The following is an 18,020-nucleotide window of genomic DNA, read 5'->3' on the forward strand; positions in this document are numbered from 1 at the left end:
GTGCTGAAAAGTGTGAAGGCCATTTGGGCGAGCTGGGCAGTGATCAATGGTCTTCTGCTCGCCCTGGTGCTGGGGAAAAACACCACGAATGAGGACATTCGCTATTACTTTCACGGTGTGAACCCAGACGCACCCCACCAGGCGGGCCCTGATTCCATTTACAAAATGAGCGGGCCGATTCCCCTGGGTGAATATCCCGATGCCGGCGTGTGGCCCCTGCGTTTATTGGACGTGTTGGCCGGTGGAAATGAAGAGCGCTTCCTGGCGCTATTCAGCGTGATGTGTGTGCTGATTTCCGGGCTTTTCCTGGGGTTCTTGCTGCGCTGGGGGTCGCGTTATCAAGACCGGGTACCCGGGGGAAAGTTCCACTCCGCGTGGTTCTGGGTGCTCTTCAGCGCAGCCGCCGGGCCCATCTTGCTCACCCGCCTGGATCTCATATCCGGAGTCTGCGTGGGGCTTGGCCTGGCGTTGGCACTGAGCCACCCAGGAGTGGCCAGTTTCATCTTGGCCTATGCCACGGTATCCAAGCTGTGGCCCGGGGTGCTCGCCGCAGCCTTGGTGGGCAAGGCCACGCTGCGCTCCACGTGGGTGCGGCTGTGCGCATTCTTTGCATCCCTGTTCGCCCTGGCGGCAGTAACGGTCCTGGTCTGGGAACCGGGCCGCCTCGTCTCCCCCATTTCTTATCAGGACGTGCGCGGGCTGCAGATCGAATCTGTCTTCGCCACCCCATTGATGGTTGCCAGGCTTTTCGACGCCCACAAGTGGCACGTTGATTACGCATCCTCGAAGAGCTTTGAAATCTTCGGACCCGGTGTGGAAACGGCCACTCTCTTGGCAAATATCCTGCTGCTCGGACTCCTGATCTTTGCGCTGGGATTCGCGCTATGGCGTTTCCTGCGAGGTGGGTGGACCCAGCAATCCGCAGTGCTGTTTGCGCTGCTGCTGGTGTGTTTGTTGATTGTCTCCAACAAGGTCTTCAGCCCGCAATACATCGCGTGGGTAGCGCCACTGGTCGCTTTGGCCAGCATCATGGCCAGGTTCCAGACCATGCGCCTGCTGCGATGGAGCGTTGTCATCGCGGCCGGGCTCACCACGCTGGTCTACCCCGTGACCTATGAATCCATCCTGCATAACACCAGTGCGTGGCCCATCGTGATCCTGGTGGTGCGCAATATCGGCATGGTTCTCATCACCGTACTGACCGCCAAGGCGCTCCTTGAATCCATCAAGCAGCCTCGGCCAACCACTCAGGTTCTGGCTACCGAGTCGCCAAGCGCGCTTTCCCCGGTCGGGTAAGCAGCACCCCGATAAAGCCCAGGCAGCACACCGTGGCAGGCACCATCCACGCCAGGCGGAAATCCAGCCACTGATAGTTTTCATCCGGCGCTGCCCACGTGAGCACCGCACCCATGAGTTGCGCCACGATCATCCCGGCGGTCCATCCGCCCATGTTCGCCAACCCAGTGGCAGTGGCGAGCATGCGTCGATCCACCTGCTCACGCACAGAATCAAATCCCAGGTTGGACAGCGGTGCCATTGCGCCCATGAGGATGGTTACAGCCAAACCCAAGGCTGGGCTGGGTGGCTCGGTGGCGAGGAAGAAGCAGATCCATCCCAGCATCGCCAGGCCACTACCGCTCAGCGTGGCCATCCACCGCTTCTGCCCCATGCGGGCGGAAAGAACGCCTACCAATGGGCCCACCAGCACCGTAGCCAGCGTGGAAAGAGTCAGCGCGAGCCCCGCATAGCCACTGGATTGGCCCATCCCCAGGGTCAAGATGGGCACACCCCACAGCATGGTGAAAGCCACCAACGTGCCCAGCCCGGACCAGTGGACAAAGAACCCGTGCCAACACGTTGGATTACGCAGCACGGCGGTGAACACCTCCCAGCTGGAGACATCCCCCTCCTGCCGATTCTTGCTGCGCGCAGCCGACAACTCCCCCGCACGGCGCTGCTTACGCGCCCTGCTGCGCCCCCGCACAGAGAGCGCATCCGGCGAATCTTGAATCAATACCGCAGCAAGCAGAGCCAGCAGCAGAGCCATCGCACCCAGCGAAAAGAATGCGTTAACCCACCCCGTGGCATGCAACAACGCCATGAAAGGGACCGCGGAGAGAAACTGCCCGAACTGCCCAAAGGCACCGGAAAGCTGGGAGACGATGGGTGTTTTGCGCATCGGCACCCACGCGGGGATCAACCGCATCATGGAAGAAAACGCGGTGGCATCGCCCAAGCCCACCAGCACGCGGGCGAACAGCGCCAGGTAATAATTACCGCTGAAGGCCAGCAACACCTGACCCACGCCCATGAGCAGCGCCCCGGCGATCAGAAGCTTGCGCGAACCGAAGCGGTCCACCAACAAACCCACGGGGATCTGCGCCAGGGAATACGCCCCCAACTGGAGAGAAGCGAAGACAGCCAGGCGGTTGGCGTCGATATGATACTGACCAATCGCCTCCACGCTGGCCACGCCAAACGACGTCCGCCCCGTCACCGCCATGGTGTAAAGCACCACAGCCGTCACGAGGACCAACAGGCCACGCTTACTCAACTAAAAGTCCCCTAGCTGCGCAAAGAGTTGCGGATCATAGCCGCGGTGGTGGCGCAGGTGCGTTCTTGTTCCTGGCCTTGGTAGGCGCGGCAGACATCGCTACCGTGCGCGAGCAAGAGGATGAGCGCGGCGGAGAGCTCCTCGGCGAAAAGTTCTTCCTGCTCTTCATCGCACACCACGGTGATGGCGGGGATGCTCAAGCCCGAAGCGCTGGCCACAGGGCATGCGCCGACCGCAGCGAGTCGGATGGCACTGTGGGCGATGAGGCTCACCACGTCGCCCGCTTCCTGCATCTCATTTACCCGACGCCGAAACTGCAACATCGAAGGCATTGTCACATGGTGTTCGCGCCAACGGGCCGTGGCATGAGATTTGTCCAGCGCCTCGCCCATGTTCTGCACGGTCTCTGCCAGCACTTCGCGCATGCGCGCCAGCTCGACGCCACCTTCCAGCTCATCCAGGCCATTGCGCAGTACGCGCAGTCCCTCCCAGTGTTGCTCCAGGTAGGAGGCGCGCCCGGCGAACGGCAGGGAGCCATCTTCCATGCGCTTCCACAGTGGCGAACGGTGCAGGGTGTTGCGGACATTACCTGCGGCCTGGATGACCAGCGGTGCCACATCAATGTGTTCCGGGGATTCTTTAACTGCGCTCATTTTTGTGGCACCTCCTTTTTCGATGGAGTTAGTATAACCTTGCTTCCGCCTGGATCACCATTCCCCTTTGTGAGGGGTCTGGGCAGCGCGAACTCTAGACGGCGCTGGCTCTACGCAGCCGGACCCAGACAGCGAGCCCCAGACAGCGAGCTCTAGTCCTCGCGGAAATCATTCATCAGATCCTCGCCCCAGAAGATCTTGTCCACCACCCGCCGTGCCCGCCGGGTCTTCTTCAGGTAATCATCCAGGAACTCCTGGGACTCGGTGGGGTCCCAGCCGGAGGCGGCCGCTACCTGCGCGAGTGGCTTGCCCACGGTGGGTAGCTGATCCTTGCGCTTGCCCTTGACCAGGACGATGCCATTGCGCGCCTTGGTGGCTGTGACCCACGCATCGCGGAGAATCTCCGCATCGCCCTCGCTGATGAATTCCGCGGAAGCTAGCTCGCGCAAAGCCGCCATCGTTGAAGTGTTCTTCAGATTCTCACTCACCTGCCCGTTTTGCATGGTGAGCAACTGCACCGTCCACTCCACATCGGTCAGCGCGCCACGTCCCAGCTTGGTGTGGGTATTGCGGTCAGCTCCGCGCGGCAGGCGCTCGGCATCCACGCGCGCCTTGACCCGGCGTACCTCCTGCACCTGCTTATCGCTGGCACCCTCGGCTGGGTAGCGGAATCTATCGATCATGTGCAGGAAGCGAATGCCCAGGTCCTTATCCCCGGCAATCCACGTGGCGCGCAGAAGGGCCTGCATTTCCCAGGTCTCTCCCCATTCGCGGTAATAGCGCTCGTAGGAGGCCAGGGTGCGCACCACGGCACCATTGCGTCCTTCGGGGCGCAGGTCCAGGTCGACCTCCAGCGGCGGATCCTGGGAAGGCTGGCCCAGGCGAGAACGCACGGATTCGCAGATCATCTCGGCCCATTTCACGGCCTTCACGGTGGAGGATACTTCCGTGGATTTGTCATTATCCGGTGCAAATTCTTCCGCGGAGAGCTGTTCCGCTTCTTCCTCGATGGCCTCGGCCACGAACATCACGTCAGCATCCGAGCCATAACCCAGCTCTGCACCACCGAGGCGACCCATGCCTATCACCGAGATCCGCGCGGGAGCGTTCTGGTTATTCGCGTCTTCCCACGCGCGTACTTCTGCCTGCAGTGCTGCTTCCAGTACGGCGTTCCACACCCAGGACAGGGACACGCAGACTTCGTCGATCTCCATGTAACCCAGCAGGTCGGCGGCGGCCACACGTGCCAGCTCTGCGCGGCGCAAGGAGCGCGCCACGGCGATAGCCTTGTCCGGATTGGTGTGGCGCGAGGCAGCAGCAACCAGTGAGTGGGTGACCACGGCGGCGTCGCGGCTCATCAATTTCGGGCCGGTGGCACCATCGGAAAGAAGTTTGACGGTATCGATGCTGTTCAGCAGCAGTTCAGCTAGGTAGGGAGACGTTCCGAGGAGGAACATCAGCCTCTGCCCCACCACGTTCTCATCGCGCAGGAGGCGCAAGAACCAGGTCTTGTCCTCGGCGGCTTCGGAGAGCTTGCGATAGGCCAGCAAACCCGCATCCGGATCCACCGTCGGGGCTAGCCACTCCAAGAGCGTTGGCAGGATGATGACCTGCAGCTTTTGCCTGCGTGAGGAGCCCGAGGCCAAAGCGCTGAGGTGCTCGTAGGCACGGCTCGGATTCTCATAGCCCAGGGCGGAGAGCTGTCGCTTGGCCGCATCCGGTGTCAGGCGGATGGTGTCCGCGCTCATGGCCGCTACGCTGGTGAGCAGCGGGCGGTAGAACAGCTTGGAATGCAACTGATGGATCTGCACGGCCACGCGGCGTACTTCGTCTTCCAGCTGCTCCGAGCAGGATTTCATCCCCTCGGGCAGATAACCCGCGGTGCGGGAGAGCCAGGTCAACAGCTCCAGATCAGTTTTCGGCGGTAGCGTGTGCGTGCGCTTGAGGCGCTGCAGCTGCAGGCGGTGCTCCAGCAAGCGCATGAACTCATAGGACTTGATGAGCACTTGGCCGTCATCCCGGCCCACGTAGCCATCTTCCATGAGGGCTTCCAGTGCCGCGACGGTAGAGCGCACGCGCAGCTTCTCGTTGGTGCGTCCGTGCACCATCTGCAGCAGCTGCACGGCGAATTCCACGTCGCGCAGTCCACCCGGCCCCAGCTTCAGCTCGCGGGAGCGGATTTCATCCGGCACGTTTTCAATTACCCGGCGGCGCATGGCCTGCACGTCCGGAACAAAGTCCTCGCGCTGGGATGCGGTCCACACCTTGGGCGCCAGTGCTTCCACGTACTTTTCACCCAGGGCGATATCCCCGGTCATCGCGCGCGCCTTGAGCAGCGCCTGGAACTCCCAGGTGGCAGCCCATTTATCGTAGTATTTCTTGTGGGAATTCAGGGTGCGCACCAGGGCTCCCTGCTTACCCTCTGGGCGCAGCGCGGCGTCCACTTCGAAGAACACGCGCGTGCCGATGTTGACGAACTCGCCCGCCCAGCGAGTGGCACGGGAATCCGCGGGCTCGGCCACGAAGATCACGTCCACATCGGAAATGTAGTTCAGCTCGCGGGCACCACACTTGCCCATGGCCAACACAGCGAGGCGCGCGGGTGCTTTGGCATCCTCATCATCCGGGCCGCCATATGTGTGAGTGCAGGCCACGGCGAGTGCCGCGGTGAGGGCGGCATCAGCCGCATCGGCCAAACGCTGCCCCATGGTCACAAATGGCACCGGCTCGGGGTCCGGGGCCGAAGGCATCCGGAACGTGCCTTCCACATCGAGTGCCGCGATCCGCGCCAACAGCGTGCGATACGCCACGCGCATCGCTTCATCGGCTTCCGGCCCGGTAATGCGCGCGCGGTAGATCCGGCAGGATTCCCCCGCCGGTTCGGTGGCGGCTTCTTCGGCATCATCCGCGGTCTTGAACTCGGCGAATTCATCCGTGGCCAGAACGTTCTCCACTTGCACGGCATCCACGCTGCCCAGCATGGCCTGCATCATTTCCTCGCCAGAGGGCATCGGCAGGGCTAGGCTCACCCACTCTTCCGGGTGCGCCACGATGTGATCACCCAGCATGCTGGACGCGCCAAACAGGGCCAATACCCGGCGGAGCAGGGTTCGATCATCCTGAAGTGCGGCCAGGAGTGTGTCCGCGGTGGCGTCGGGAAAAGGGGCCTTGTGCTCGCCGGTGTTCACCGAACCAAGGTTGCCGTCCGCCTCGCGAGCCCGCAGTGCCTCCACCAGGCGAATGAGGTTGTTGAGAGCCAAATCTGGGTGGCCCACCGCACCCAGGGTGCGCAGCAGTGGGGCGTGCTGTTCGGTGGTCCAGCCTAGGGCGTCCAGGTCCTCCTGCGCACGCGGACGGGTCAGGCCCAGGGTGCGAGCGGTGGGAATTCGAGCTCGGGACGACCGCGGGCGATCCATCATCTGGCCTTTCTAGAAAGTGAGGTTGAGGCAGGTGAATTGTGGCTGAGTATTGGAGGCCTAGAATTCGAGATTGTGCTTGAGCTCCCACGGGGTGATCTGCGCCTGGTAGTTCTTCCATTCGCGCCACTTGTTGCGGAGGAAGAACTCGAAGACGTGCTCGCCCAGCGCATCTGCAACTAGCTCGGAATTCTCCATCTCGCGAAGCGCGTAATCCAGATCCGTGGGCAGGTCCTTGAAGCCGGCGGCACGACGCTCGCGGGCGGTCATGCGGGAGATATCGCCCTCGGCTGGGGCGGGAAGCTCGTAGCCTTCCTTGATGCCCTTCAGGCCGGCTGCCAGCAACACCGCGTAAGTGAGGTAGGGGTTGCAGGCGGAATCCGGGGTGCGGATTTCCACGCGGCGGGAAGCGGACTTGTTCTGGGTGTACATCGGCACGCGCACCAGCGCGGAACGGTTGGAGGCACCCCACGCAGCGGAGCTCGGAGCCTCATCACCGGTGGAGATTCGCTTGTAGGAGTTCACCCACTGATTGGTCACCGCGGAGATCTCCGAGGCGTGGTGCAGGATGCCCGCGATGAAGGACTTGCCGGTGTGGGAGAGGCACATCTCGTCATCAGGATCGTGGAACGCGTTCTCCTCGCCCTCGAACAGCGACATATGCGTGTGCATCGCGGAACCCGCGTGCTCCGAGAACGGCTTGGGCATGAACGTGGCGCGGACACCGTTGTGCCTGGCCACCTGCTTGATGATGTAGCGGAAGCTCATCACGTTATCCGCCATGGAGAGTGCATCGGCAAAGCGCAGATCGATCTCCTGCTGGCCCGGCGCGGTCTCATGGTGAGAGAACTCCACGGAGATGCCCACGCGCTCCAGGGCGCTGATGGCATCGGCGCGGAAGTGCGGCGCCTCGTCCGTCACTGCCTGATCGAAGTACCCGCCAGTATCGGTGGGCACCGGGGGCTCACCGTTGGTATCGGTGGAATGCACCAGGAAGAACTCGATCTCCGGGTGAACGTAGCAGGTGAAGCCCATTTCGGCGGCAACGTTCATTTGTCGACGCAGAACCTGTCGCGGATCCGCCCAGGAAGGCTGGCCATCGGGCATGGTGATATCGCAGAACATGCGCGCGGAAAGGCTGCCGTCAGCATCAGAGGGGAAAGGCAGGATCTGGAACGTGCTGGGATCTGGCTTGGCGATGGTGTCCGATTCGGCCACACGCGAAAAGCCTTCGATGGCCGAGCCATCAAAGCCGATTCCCTCGGCAAAAGCACCCTCCAGTTCCGCGGGGGCTACGGCCACGGACTTCAAGAAGCCCTGGATATCCGTAAACCACAAGCGAACAAAACGAATGTCTCGTTCCTCGATGGTGCGCAACACAAATTCCTGCTGGCGATTCATGTTGTCCCATTGTAGAGAGTCCTCAGGACAAACGGGGTGAGTTACCCCAATTGGAAATTCTGTAGCGTCTCGCAGCGCGTGGCACTATGTAACGCATGGTTGACAACGCGCAGGATTCTTCCCCATCCGACTCCGTGGGTTACATGGTGCCCACCAAGCAGGTTCGACTCACTGATCTGATTGCTCGCAAGGGTTCTGGCAGCCCCATTGCGTGTCTGACTGCGTACGATTACTCCACCGCGCGGGCTTTCTCCCAGGCTGGTGTGGAGGTGCTGTTGGTGGGAGATTCCGCTGCCAACGTGGTGTTTGGTTACCCCACCACCGCGCAGGTTTCCTTCGATGAGATGTGTTACCTTGCCGCTGCCGTGGTGCGCGGAGCTGGCAATGCCTTCGTGATGGTGGATCTCCCCTTCGGCAGCTACGAGGCCTCCGATGAGCAGGCCGTGCGCAGCGCCACGGAAATCCTGCACCGTTCTGGTGGGCATTGCGTCAAGCTGGAAGGTGGCGTGCGCATGGCCTCGCGCATCAAGGCCATCAAGAACGCGGGCATTGCTGTGTGCGCGCACATCGGGTTCACCCCGCAATCCGTCAATAACCTGGGTGGATTCAAGGTGCAGGGACGCGGCGCAGGGTCAGAAGCGTTGATCGCGGATATGGAAGCCGTAGTGGCGGCTGGCGCAGACTTCGTCTTGATGGAAATGGTGCCCGCCGAGGTGGCCAAGCGCGTCACCGAATTGTGCCCGGTTCCCACCATCGGCATTGGTGCTGGTGCGGAATGCGACGGGCAGATCTTGGTGTGGCATGACATGGTGGCCTACCCGCAGGATGGTCATCGTCCGAAGTTTGCCAAGCAGTGGGGCAACGTGGGCGAGGTTCTCACCAATGCCGCAGCGCAGTACAAGAAGGAAGTCCAAGATGGCACGTTCCCCGCTGCCGAGCACACCTTCAATAGCTAGCTAACCCAGCGCGTCCGCCAGCACGAAGCTCAGTCCGCCGATACCCAGCAATAACAATGCTGCGGTGAGCGCCACCACTGCGAACACCCCGGGCTGCACGCGCTCTTGGCTCAGCCCTTGCGCGGCGTGGAGGTAGCGCCGTTTTTGCGTCGAAACGATGAATACCGCCAGGGTGAGCAGCGCACCGGAGAGCATGAGAACGGCCGGGCCATATACCCCCGCCCATCGGAGCATCACCGCGCTGACCAGCAACATCGAGATCACCGTGCGCGTCCACGCCAGCTGCGTGCGCTCCGGCTGAAGGCCCGGATCAGTGTGCAGGCTCATCGCAACAGCACCACGATGAGCACCGTCACCGTGGCCATCACCGCAACTCCGGACAAGAACGGGACAATGCCCGGCACGGGAAGCGCGCGGGATTCACGCATGGCTCTTTCCACGCGCACCCAGCGGATCGCGGCGCCCAGAGCAATAAACATGCCCACGAGCAGCACCAAGATGGCTGCCCCGCTCCACAGCCAAGCGGGCACGTTGGCGGGGCGGAAAGCTTCCAGTGCTACCCCACCGGCGAGAAATGCCAGCGAGGTGCGGATCCAAGCCAGGAAAGTGCGCTCGTTTGCCAATGTGAAGCGGGGATCCGGTTCCTCCCCCGCGGGCAAGAGCGTGCGCGCCAGCCACGAGCGCTGCGGCTCGGGCTGTTCGGAGGAATTAATCCTTGCCGAACTCATCGCGATCGTAAGCATCCGCCTGTTCGTTGCGACGCTTAGCCGTCTCCAGTGCCTGGGCGGCTTCCTCGCGGGTCTTGTAAGGACCCATGCGGGACTCCCAGCCAGAAGACGCGCCTTGGGTTACTTCACCTGTTTCGGTGTCAAAAAACCATTGATCGCTCATGATGATTTTCTACCACAGACCACCCTGTAGAGGCCTCGGGCTGGATTAGTCCGCAGGCCAGGCGAAGGTGACCTTGCGCTGGACGGGATCCGCCGCGATGAGCGTGACCACCGTCTGCGTGCCCTCCTCCGGCTGGCCCTGGCATTCCGCGATCACTGGCGGTTGGCTCACGAAGATGTTCGCGCCGTTTTCCCCGCTGTGCAGCACCGCGGCGTGGAAATTCTGCCCAACCCACGGCTGCAGCACCACGGCTTCGGTGAGGCGCAGAGCTGCCCGATCCACCTGATTGGCCAGCTGCGTGGTGCGCTTCATGGATTCCAAAACTCCCGGCACGCGCTCCTGCACCCACCCCGGCACGGGTTGTTTGGCGGCGATGGCCAGGCAGATCTCGGTGGCGAAGCGATCCGCCAACCTGCGCAAAGGCGCAGTCACGTGTGCATAATGCCCGCCGATTCCAGCGTGCACCGCTTTGGAGAGATCCACGTCCTCGCCGCCCATCCCAAAGGCCACGTATCCCGCGCCGCGGAGCAGCCCTTGGGCATCGCGCATCAGCGCCATGCCCTGCGGGGTGGATGCATCGATTTCCGCGAGCAGCTGGCCCACGCTCTTCTCCCCGCGGGCAAAGCCCAGGGCTTTGGCCGCGGAATCGAACTTTGCAATGTCCTTGGGGCTCGCATTCGGCAAAGTGCGCAGCAGTCCCACTCCGGCTTCCACCATCATCTGTCCGGCACACATGCCGGTGAGCAGGGAAATCTCCGCGTTGTAGTCATTCATCAGCTGCCGCGGTTCAATGTCCAGCCGGTACTCCCCCTCCTCACCTTCGGTGTTCTTCTCCACGGATACGGAAGGCAGGCGCAGGTTGATGGCATCGCGGCGCAGATCGGATTGTTGCCGCGCCTCACCCAACTCTGGAAGAAGAGCAATCGAGGGGTGCAACGTCCCCGCCAAACGGTCCGCCTCTACCCCTTCGTAGTTCAGCTTCGCGCGGCTGCGCACAATGGCGCGGTAGAGCGTGAACTCGGAGACTTCCCCATCGGCATTCACGTGCATATCCCACACCACTGCCGGCCTATCCTGATCCGGCAGCAGCGAGGCCGTGCCCTCGGACAGCTCCGCTGGGTGCAGGCGTACCGGGTCATCCGGCAGGTACATGGTCTGCCCGCGGCGGATGGATTCTGCTTCCAGCTCGGAACCAGGCTCGATCACTGCCCCCACGTCGGCGATGGCATAACGCACGTGCCATCCACCGGCACCGGAAGCGTCACCACCAGAACCACCAGAACCACCAACAGCAGCCTCAATATGCACCGCCTGATCCAAGTCCATGGAGCTCGGCGGATCAATGGTCACGAAGTCCACGTCACGGGCATCCCGCCGCTCCTCCGCGTATCTATCCTTGGCGGCGGCAGCCTGCTGATGCAGCTCCGGAGAAAAAGTTTCTGGCAACTTGAATTCGCGTGCGATGGCGCGGAAATCTAATTCGGCGGCGAAGATCTTCATTCTTCCCAGAGTGGCACAAGTGGGCGTCGAGTGCCCTGAAAGAAGAAGGATGGGAAAAGTTTAAGGGGCCGAGAAGACCTCTAAGCCGGATTTTGTCCTACACCAGCACGCGGAGGTGCCGGCGCGAGATGGCCATCCATCTGTGCGCACCATCGCTGGGCGCCTCAAGCGGTCTACCTGTTCACTAGCAAGCGAGCAGCTCTAGAACTCGGCCAAACTTTCCGTTCGGCCGCTTGACCTTGCTCCCGGTGGGGTTTACCTAGCCACGCCAGTCACCTGGCATGCTGGTGCGCTCTTACCGCACCCTTTCACCCTTACCCACTCGCAATGGTGGGCGGTTTACTTTCTGTGGCACTGTCCCGCAGGTTGCCCTGGGTTGCCGTTAGCAACCACCGTGCTCTGTGGAGTCCGGACTTTCCTCGACACCAGGCCTACCCCTGTCAAAGGAACGGTTCCTGTTAGTAGCGCCGCGGCCATCCGGTCTTCTCGGCTGGGCATTACTCTACTCGGGGTTTTAGCCCTCCAGGTAATGCGTGTCATTCACTCGGCGGACGATCGCATTGCCGTCCGGGTAGAACTCCACGATTGAGAGGCTCGCCAGGTCCAGGTGCAGGGTGCGGAACATGGAGGCATCGGCTTGCAGTCCGTAGCGGAGGATGGCCTTGATGGGTGTCACGTGGCTCACCAGAACCACGTTCTGGCCTGCGTATTCCTTTGTCAGACGGCGGATCACGTCCTGGGTGCGCTCGTAGATATCCTCCATGCATTCGCCCTCTGGCGGGCAGCTGGTGGAATCGTAGAAGAAGGTCCGGTGCTCTTCCGGGTATTCGGCTCGCACGTCGGAAAAGGACTTGCCTTCCCACGCACCGAAGTCCATTTCGATCAGGCCGTCTTCTGTCTTGACCTGCAGGTTGAGCTCCTCTGCCACGGCCTGTGCAGTGCTTTGCGTGCGCTGCAGAGGCGAGCTGAGCACAGCATCGATCCCGCCCCGCTTGCCGATGTACCCCGCTGCCCGGCGCGCCTGCCACTGCCCCGTTTCATTGAGCTCCGGGTCCGATAGGCCCGAGAATTGCTTGGCAGCGCTCATATCCGTTTGCCCGTGGCGCAGCAAGAGGAACCGAGCCGGACGAGCACCACCGTGCCACTCAGTGTCCTTATTCTTTTCGGCCGTCTCTGCTGGTTCTTCTTCTTTTTTCTCGACGCCACCCGCAACCAGCTTTTCCGTTTTCATCTCCGCGATGAATACTCCGGATTCTTTGTCATCCATCGCCCGGTTAGCTAATTCATCTGCGCGTTTATTCTGTGCGCGCGGCACCCACGTGTAGGTGACCTTGGAGAATTCTTTTTCCAGCTCTTTGACTTGTTGCGCCAATGGCTTCATGTCTGGGTGCTTGATTTTCCATCGTCCGCTCATCTGCTCCACGATGAGTTTGGAATCGAGGAACACATCCAGGGTGGTCTCTGCGGTTTTCGCCCCGGAATTCTCCGCCACGGTTTTGGCAAGGGTAAGGCCGTTGACTACCCCGTGATATTCCGCCACGTTATTGGTGGCGCGCTGGATGAATTCCCATTGGCAGGCCAGCTCTTTTTTCTCCCCGGCGATGGCGCTGGTGGGATCCACGATGCTTGAGCCGGCGCCAGCCAGGCCCGGGTTGCCTCGAGATCCTCCGTCTGCTTCCAGCCTTAATCGCATTCCAGCTGCCTTTCTATGGCGCTATTCTTCGGGTTGTAGGAGTATCACGTTACATTCTGGACACCACGCTAATTCATCGGCGGGGGTCTGCCGAATGTTCTTGAGCGAGGCTGGATCCAGCTCCATGAAACAGCCCTGGCACGTCTGGCCTTTCAGCCAGGCAGCACCCATTCCCTGCTCGGCTTTCCGCTGGTCAAACACACGCAGGATCTCCGGGGAGATGCGTTCGCGGGCGGCTTGCACGCGGGCGTTGGCGGCGGTCATGTCCGCCTGCAGCGCGTTTTCCGCCCTATCCAATTCCTGCTTGGCCTGAGCGATTTTCGCTTCGAACTGGTCGGGTTCTGCCGCGGTTTCCTGGAAGTATTCTGCCGTGCGGGTGGCCTTTTCTAGGCGCTGCTCAAAATCTGCGAGTTTGCGCTGGGTGTTGTTCAGATCATGCTTGAGATCCTTGCGCGCTTCCTTATCCGTGGTGGCGGTGAGGGAGCGCTTATCGTCACGTTCGCGCGCCTTGAGTTTGGATACTTCTTGGCGCAAGCGGAAAACATCCGATTGCTGCTCGTTGCCGTGCGCGCGGGTGCGCACGTTCTCATTGCGCTGCTGGATCTGCTCTGCCTTGAGCTGTTCCAGCTTCTCGCGCTCTGGGAGCGCCTGCAGGCGAGCCTGCAGCATGTCCAGTTCTTGGCTGCTATCCAGCAGCATCTCTAGATGCTTTTTGTCTTCAATTGAGCAGTGCATGATTACTCTTCTCCCGGGCCGTGAATAGTCCACGGGTCTGTACGAATATCTAGAACGGCCGTGCTCACCGGGGTGCCGGCTTCCTGCAGGCTGTCTGCCACGATCTCTGCTGCCTGCTCGCACCACGGGAACTCGCTGGCCCAGTGCGCGGTATCAATCACGGCACACCCCCCGGCGCGCAGATGCTCATCCACCGGGTGGTGCCGCAGATCTGAGGTGACAAAGCAGTCAACGTCCATCTTGGCCACGGTGTCCAGGAAGCTATCCCCTGCGCCGCTGGCCACGGCTACCGTGCGGATCTGCGCCTCTGGGTCTCCTGCGGCGCGCACTCCCCAGGTGGTTTTCGGCAGAGCATCGCTCACGCGTGCAGTGAACTCGCGCAAGGTCATGGGTTGATCCAGCTCACCCACCCGGCCGATGCCGAGGGCAGCTTCTCCGGTGTGAGTTTCCACCACATCGAGCGCCACTTCCTCATAGGGATGAGCCTGCTCTAGGGCGGCGCGCACCGCTTCCCGCTTGCCGCGCGGTGCCACGAACTCCACGCGCAGCTCCTTCACATGCTCCAGCTCTCCCACGTCACCTACCGTGGGATTTGCCCCCTCCACCGGGCGGAATTGTCCATCGACCGCGAACTGGAACGCGGCTTCCGCGTAGTTGCCCACCTGCCCAGCACCCGCTTCGAATACCGCGGTCTTCACCGCTTCGGCATCTTCCGGTGGCACGGTGAAACCCCATTTATCCAGGGGTTCTTCAATCGGCTTGAGTGGGGCACCCGGCGTGACTCCCAGCAGTTCCGCCAGCTTGTCATTTACCCCAGGCCGGGCGGAATCGGCATTGGTGTGCGCTGCAAACAGCGCCACCCCAGCGCGGATGAGCTTGTGGATAATCCTGCCCTTCGGGGTGTTCGCGGCCACGCTGTTCACCCCGCGCATCAGCAGCGGGTGGTGCACGATCAGCATCTGCGCGCCTTGCTCAATGGCGGCATCAGCAACGGCGTCGGTGCAATCGAGAGCAAAGACCACGGACCGTACTTCTTCGGAGGGATCGCCGCACACGAGGCCCACGGCGTCCCAGGACTCCGCCAGGTAGGGCGGGTAGGCGCGGTCCATCACTCGGATGACGTCCTCGACTGTCGCGGAAGTCTTGCCTGGTGTCACGGTGCGCTCCTGTTCTTTCGCGGGCTGGGGTTGTCTACCGCCAGCCTATCCATTTTGCCCCCTCCGGTATGCTGCACAAGGTATGCAATATGCTGATTGGCACAGCAGATGCCACTGCAAATAGCACGAAGTACGGCACAGAAGGAAAGGTCCACAACATGGCTGAACAGGACATTAGCAAGATCACCGTGGTGTGCACGGGCAATATCTGTCGCTCCCCGATGGGCGATGTGATGCTCAACCAAGCCGCCAAAGAAGCCGGGCTTTCCGTCACCATTAACTCCTGTGGCCTGCGCGATTATCACGTGGGTGAGTCTGCAGATGAGCGAGCTATCGCGGAGCTAAAGAACCAGGGTTTCGATGGATCTCAGCACGTCGCCGCGGAATTCGGTCCGGAGCACGAGGATGCCGATGTCTTCCTCGCCATGGACCGCGGGCACGTGGATGGCCTGAAGGAATTGGGCGTAGATGCGGATCGTATTCATCTTTTCCGTGCCTTCGACGCCGACTCCTTCAACCCCCAGGATGATCCCCAAGGCCTGCGCTCGGAGAACGCGCCGGAGGTGGCTGATCCCTACTACGAGGATGAAGCTGCATTCACGGAAGCTGCCACGCAGATCAAGGCCGCTGTCCCCGGCGTGCTGCGGGAGCTGCTTTCCGAAAGCTAGAAGCGTTCGCCGCGCTTCTGCGTGCGGCGCTCCTCGAAGCGGCTGCGCGTGCCACCGTAACGATCCGCGAGCTTGCGCTCGGCGGTGGCTGCTTTCTCAGTTGAAACGGGTTCTGCCGGGGCATCTTGAGCAGACCCCGCAGGTTCTGCCATAGCAGTCTCCCCAGACTCATGCCCCACAGGCTCCGCACCTCCCGGCGCGACACCGGAGCTATTCAGCAGCTTCGCTTCGGATTCGGCGATTTCCTGCTTTTCCCGGCGTCGTTCCCGAATCTCCGCATAGGCGAACCAGATCAGCGCCGCAGGTGCGGCAATGCCGAACGTGATCCATTGGATGCCGTAGGAAAGGTGCGGGCCGTTATCCAGCTGGGGCAAAGAGATGGCGTGCAGGGTGGCATCGGAGGAATCCTCCTGGCCCATCGCATCGACAGATTGCTCATCCATCTGGACATACTCACTGACCAGCTGGCCACCACCAGCAGCCCGCAACTGCTCCTGCATCAGCTTGCTGATGGTCGCGGTATGAATGCCCGAAACCTGCGTGTGACCTTGGGATTCCACCGGATCCGTGATGGCTTCCGCCTCACTCATCCGCACGAACCCCGTCACCGTCACCTCACCCGCGGGCGGCGCGGGAATCTCCGGCACATCGGCACCCTGCTCCGGCGGAGTCCATCCACGGTTGACCAAAATGGTCTGATCAGTGGTGGTCTTAAACGGCGTGAGAACCTGAAACGCGGGGGAACTATCCACCGGGCGGTTGCGCAACAACACTTGCGCGCTGGGCAGAAATTCCCCCTGCAGGCGAACGTGCGTCCATTCTTTTTCGACGCCAGCACTTCCCCCATCAGCGGGAAGCACCTCGGACACAGGGACGGGATCATGCTCCATGGCATCGGCTAGCCGCTGGTTGAACTCAGACTTCTGCTCACCCTTATTCAGCTGCCACGGGCCGAGGAAGGTGAATGCATAGTAAGTGAAGGTAAGCACCAGGACAGCGGTGAGAATCCAACCTGGTGTCAGGAAAGTCTTCCATCCTTGGCGGCGCTTGGGTTCATTCATCACACATTCAACTTATCAGGCAGGCAAGACAGCTCCGATTCGCTGACGAGGGCTGGCAATCACTCGTTGCGGAAGGCCCCTGCCAAAGTTCGACGAATCAGGGAATACACGCCGGATAACACGCACGCTGCCCCCAGCAGCCAGAACAAACCCAGCCCGATATCCCCTGGCTCCGCAAAAGTGTAGAAGATGACGAGGCCGATAATCCCCACCAACCCAATGGCCACCGCAGATTTCAATGATCTACCGCTGATCAGGTCAGAAAATAGGCTGACCACTAACGCGATGACTCCGACCACCACGCAGTTGGAGGTCCACCAGGTTTGTTCCCACGGGCCATTCCAGAGGGAATGGGAATCGAGCCAAAAAACGGACATGTGACCCGCGATCCCTGTGAGCCCCAGAGCGATAACGATCAATTCCAAGACAGGGACACGCCACAACTCTTGTTTCAGATTCATTCGCTCAACTCCTCACCTAGCTACCCTCGCAACAGATACTCGCATTGAAAACCAAGAAAAGCCCCGCTCACGATTTCTCGCGAGCGGGGCTTTAACCATTCTGTGCGCCCTGACGGGCTCGAACCGCCGACCTGCTGGGTGTAAACCAGCTGCTCTCCCAGCTGAGCTAAAGGCGCATGCATGCCATGATTGGCAACGCTGAATACACTAGCACGTTAGTTAATTTTCAAGAAAACCGCAGGTAGAGAAACTAACGCTTGGTTCCGGAGGACACCAAACAAGCGCCCTGCCAATCCCCGAGTCGCTCCGAGCTCGTCTGAACCAAACCTGCCAGCTGAGCGGATTCTGCGATCACTCCGGGCTCAATGGTGCCGGGGCGGCCAGTGGCTGGCGTCAACAACCAAATACGGCCGTCCTCACCCAGGCTGCGGGTGGCATCCACCATCGCGTCCACCAAGTCACCATCTTCGGTACGGAACCAGAGGAGAACGACGTCCACGATCTCATCGGTTTCCTCATCGAGGAGGGGGTTACCAGTGATGTCTTCCAAGGCTTCGCTGATGGAAGAATCAGCATCTTCGTCCCAGCCGATTTCCTGGACGATCTCTTCTGCAGTGACGCTGAGCACGTCCGCCCATTCGGTAGACCCTTGGTCTCGACCCTGCTCGGGCGCAGTGCCCGACGTGTTGCCCACTGTAGTTTCTTGCCTTTCATCAAAGGAGACGTTGGTCGCATCTTGTGTAGTCACACTGTAAATGGTTACGCGTTCTGGCTGCGCAGGCAAATCGACGCGACTACGCCCCGACCATCTTCACCCTGCAACCTAACATAAATCAGCGAGTTCTCAGCGGGTTTTTCAACCCAATATCCGCAT

General features: G+C 61.2%; 17 protein-coding genes, 1 tRNA gene and 1 other RNA gene. 3 read left to right on the forward strand and 16 right to left on the reverse strand.

Annotation, left to right across the window (positions count from 1 at the left end):
* Positions 1-1,296, forward strand: a complete 1,296-nt coding sequence (locus tag IRY30_RS07175; RefSeq protein WP_194556752.1) for a hypothetical protein — start codon at positions 1-3, stop codon at positions 1,294-1,296.
* On the opposite strand, the gene IRY30_RS07180 is transcribed toward IRY30_RS07175, so the two are convergent.
* The 4 genes from IRY30_RS07180 to glnA all read right to left on the reverse strand — a co-directional run bounded on the left by IRY30_RS07180 (position 1,259) and on the right by glnA (position 8,024).
* Positions 1,259-2,554, reverse strand: coding sequence for an MFS transporter (locus tag IRY30_RS07180; protein ID WP_228503127.1), 1,296 nt, complete (start codon positions 2,552-2,554; stop codon positions 1,259-1,261). The genes IRY30_RS07175 and IRY30_RS07180 overlap by 38 nt on opposite strands.
* 11 nt (positions 2,555-2,565) lie before the next feature.
* On the reverse strand, positions 2,566-3,207 hold the full coding sequence (locus tag IRY30_RS07185; protein ID WP_194556753.1) for a hypothetical protein: 642 nt from the start codon (positions 3,205-3,207) through the stop codon (positions 2,566-2,568).
* A 152-nt stretch (positions 3,208-3,359) separates the two neighbouring features.
* Complete coding sequence (locus tag IRY30_RS07190) at positions 3,360-6,623, reverse strand: bifunctional [glutamine synthetase] adenylyltransferase/[glutamine synthetase]-adenylyl-L-tyrosine phosphorylase (protein WP_194556971.1); 3,264 nt, start codon at positions 6,621-6,623, stop codon at positions 3,360-3,362.
* Positions 6,624-6,683: 60 nt separating this feature from the next.
* Positions 6,684-8,024: a type I glutamate--ammonia ligase gene (glnA, locus tag IRY30_RS07195; RefSeq protein WP_194556754.1), complete on the reverse strand. Its 1,341-nt coding sequence runs from the start codon at positions 8,022-8,024 to the stop codon at positions 6,684-6,686.
* A gap of 95 nt (positions 8,025-8,119) precedes the next feature.
* Between glnA and panB the strand changes: the two genes are divergently transcribed.
* Positions 8,120-8,980, forward strand: a complete 861-nt coding sequence (gene panB, locus IRY30_RS07200) for a 3-methyl-2-oxobutanoate hydroxymethyltransferase (protein WP_194556755.1) — start codon at positions 8,120-8,122, stop codon at positions 8,978-8,980.
* On the opposite strand, the gene IRY30_RS07205 is transcribed toward panB, so the two are convergent.
* The 8 genes from IRY30_RS07205 to IRY30_RS07240 form a co-directional block, all read right to left on the reverse strand.
* On the reverse strand, positions 8,981-9,307 hold the full coding sequence (locus IRY30_RS07205; protein ID WP_194556756.1) for a DUF202 domain-containing protein: 327 nt from the start codon (positions 9,305-9,307) through the stop codon (positions 8,981-8,983).
* Positions 9,304-9,708, reverse strand: a complete 405-nt coding sequence (locus IRY30_RS07210) for a YidH family protein (RefSeq protein ID WP_194556757.1) — start codon at positions 9,706-9,708, stop codon at positions 9,304-9,306. Before IRY30_RS07210 ends, IRY30_RS07205 begins: the two co-directional genes overlap by 4 nt.
* Positions 9,689-9,871: an SPOR domain-containing protein gene (locus IRY30_RS07215; protein WP_194556758.1), complete on the reverse strand. Its 183-nt coding sequence runs from the start codon at positions 9,869-9,871 to the stop codon at positions 9,689-9,691. The genes IRY30_RS07210 and IRY30_RS07215 overlap by 20 nt, the downstream gene beginning before the upstream one ends.
* A gap of 45 nt (positions 9,872-9,916) precedes the next feature.
* Positions 9,917-11,371, reverse strand: coding sequence for an RNB domain-containing ribonuclease (locus IRY30_RS07220; protein WP_194556759.1), 1,455 nt, complete (start codon positions 11,369-11,371; stop codon positions 9,917-9,919).
* A 65-nt stretch (positions 11,372-11,436) separates the two neighbouring features.
* Positions 11,437-11,860, reverse strand: an RNA gene (gene rnpB, locus IRY30_RS07225) — RNase P RNA component class A.
* A 25-nt stretch (positions 11,861-11,885) separates the two neighbouring features.
* Positions 11,886-13,064: a bifunctional RNase H/acid phosphatase gene (locus IRY30_RS07230; protein WP_194556760.1), complete on the reverse strand. Its 1,179-nt coding sequence runs from the start codon at positions 13,062-13,064 to the stop codon at positions 11,886-11,888.
* A 21-nt stretch (positions 13,065-13,085) separates the two neighbouring features.
* Positions 13,086-13,799 carry a zinc ribbon domain-containing protein gene (locus IRY30_RS07235; protein ID WP_194556761.1) on the reverse strand — a complete coding sequence of 238 codons (714 nt, stop codon included), beginning with the start codon at positions 13,797-13,799 and terminating at the stop codon, positions 13,086-13,088.
* Between the two features lie 2 nt (positions 13,800-13,801).
* Positions 13,802-14,956, reverse strand: coding sequence for a Nif3-like dinuclear metal center hexameric protein (locus tag IRY30_RS07240; protein WP_309824700.1), 1,155 nt, complete (start codon positions 14,954-14,956; stop codon positions 13,802-13,804).
* 158 nt (positions 14,957-15,114) lie between these two features.
* Here IRY30_RS07240 and IRY30_RS07245 point away from each other — a divergent pair, with 158 nt between their 5' ends.
* Positions 15,115-15,624 carry a low molecular weight protein-tyrosine-phosphatase gene (locus IRY30_RS07245; protein WP_194556762.1) on the forward strand — a complete coding sequence of 170 codons (510 nt, stop codon included), beginning with the start codon at positions 15,115-15,117 and terminating at the stop codon, positions 15,622-15,624.
* Here IRY30_RS07245 and IRY30_RS07250 read toward each other — a convergent pair.
* The 4 genes from IRY30_RS07250 to IRY30_RS07265 all read right to left on the reverse strand — a co-directional run bounded on the left by IRY30_RS07250 (position 15,621) and on the right by IRY30_RS07265 (position 17,840).
* On the reverse strand, positions 15,621-16,685 hold the full coding sequence (locus tag IRY30_RS07250; RefSeq protein ID WP_194556763.1) for an SURF1 family cytochrome oxidase biogenesis protein: 1,065 nt from the start codon (positions 16,683-16,685) through the stop codon (positions 15,621-15,623). The genes IRY30_RS07245 and IRY30_RS07250 overlap by 4 nt on opposite strands.
* A gap of 59 nt (positions 16,686-16,744) precedes the next feature.
* A complete protein-coding gene (locus tag IRY30_RS07255; protein WP_194556764.1) occupies positions 16,745-17,146 on the reverse strand; it encodes a hypothetical protein in 402 nt (133 codons plus the stop codon).
* Between the two features lie 103 nt (positions 17,147-17,249).
* Positions 17,250-17,322 (reverse strand) — tRNA-Val (locus IRY30_RS07260).
* A gap of 74 nt (positions 17,323-17,396) precedes the next feature.
* Positions 17,397-17,840, reverse strand: a complete 444-nt coding sequence (locus IRY30_RS07265) for a DUF3052 domain-containing protein (RefSeq protein ID WP_194556973.1) — start codon at positions 17,838-17,840, stop codon at positions 17,397-17,399.
* Positions 17,841-18,020: the final 180 nt, after the last annotated feature.

Source organism: Corynebacterium suicordis DSM 45110 (assembly GCF_015351405.1).
Classification (GTDB): Bacteria; Actinomycetota; Actinomycetes; order Mycobacteriales; family Mycobacteriaceae; genus Corynebacterium; species Corynebacterium suicordis.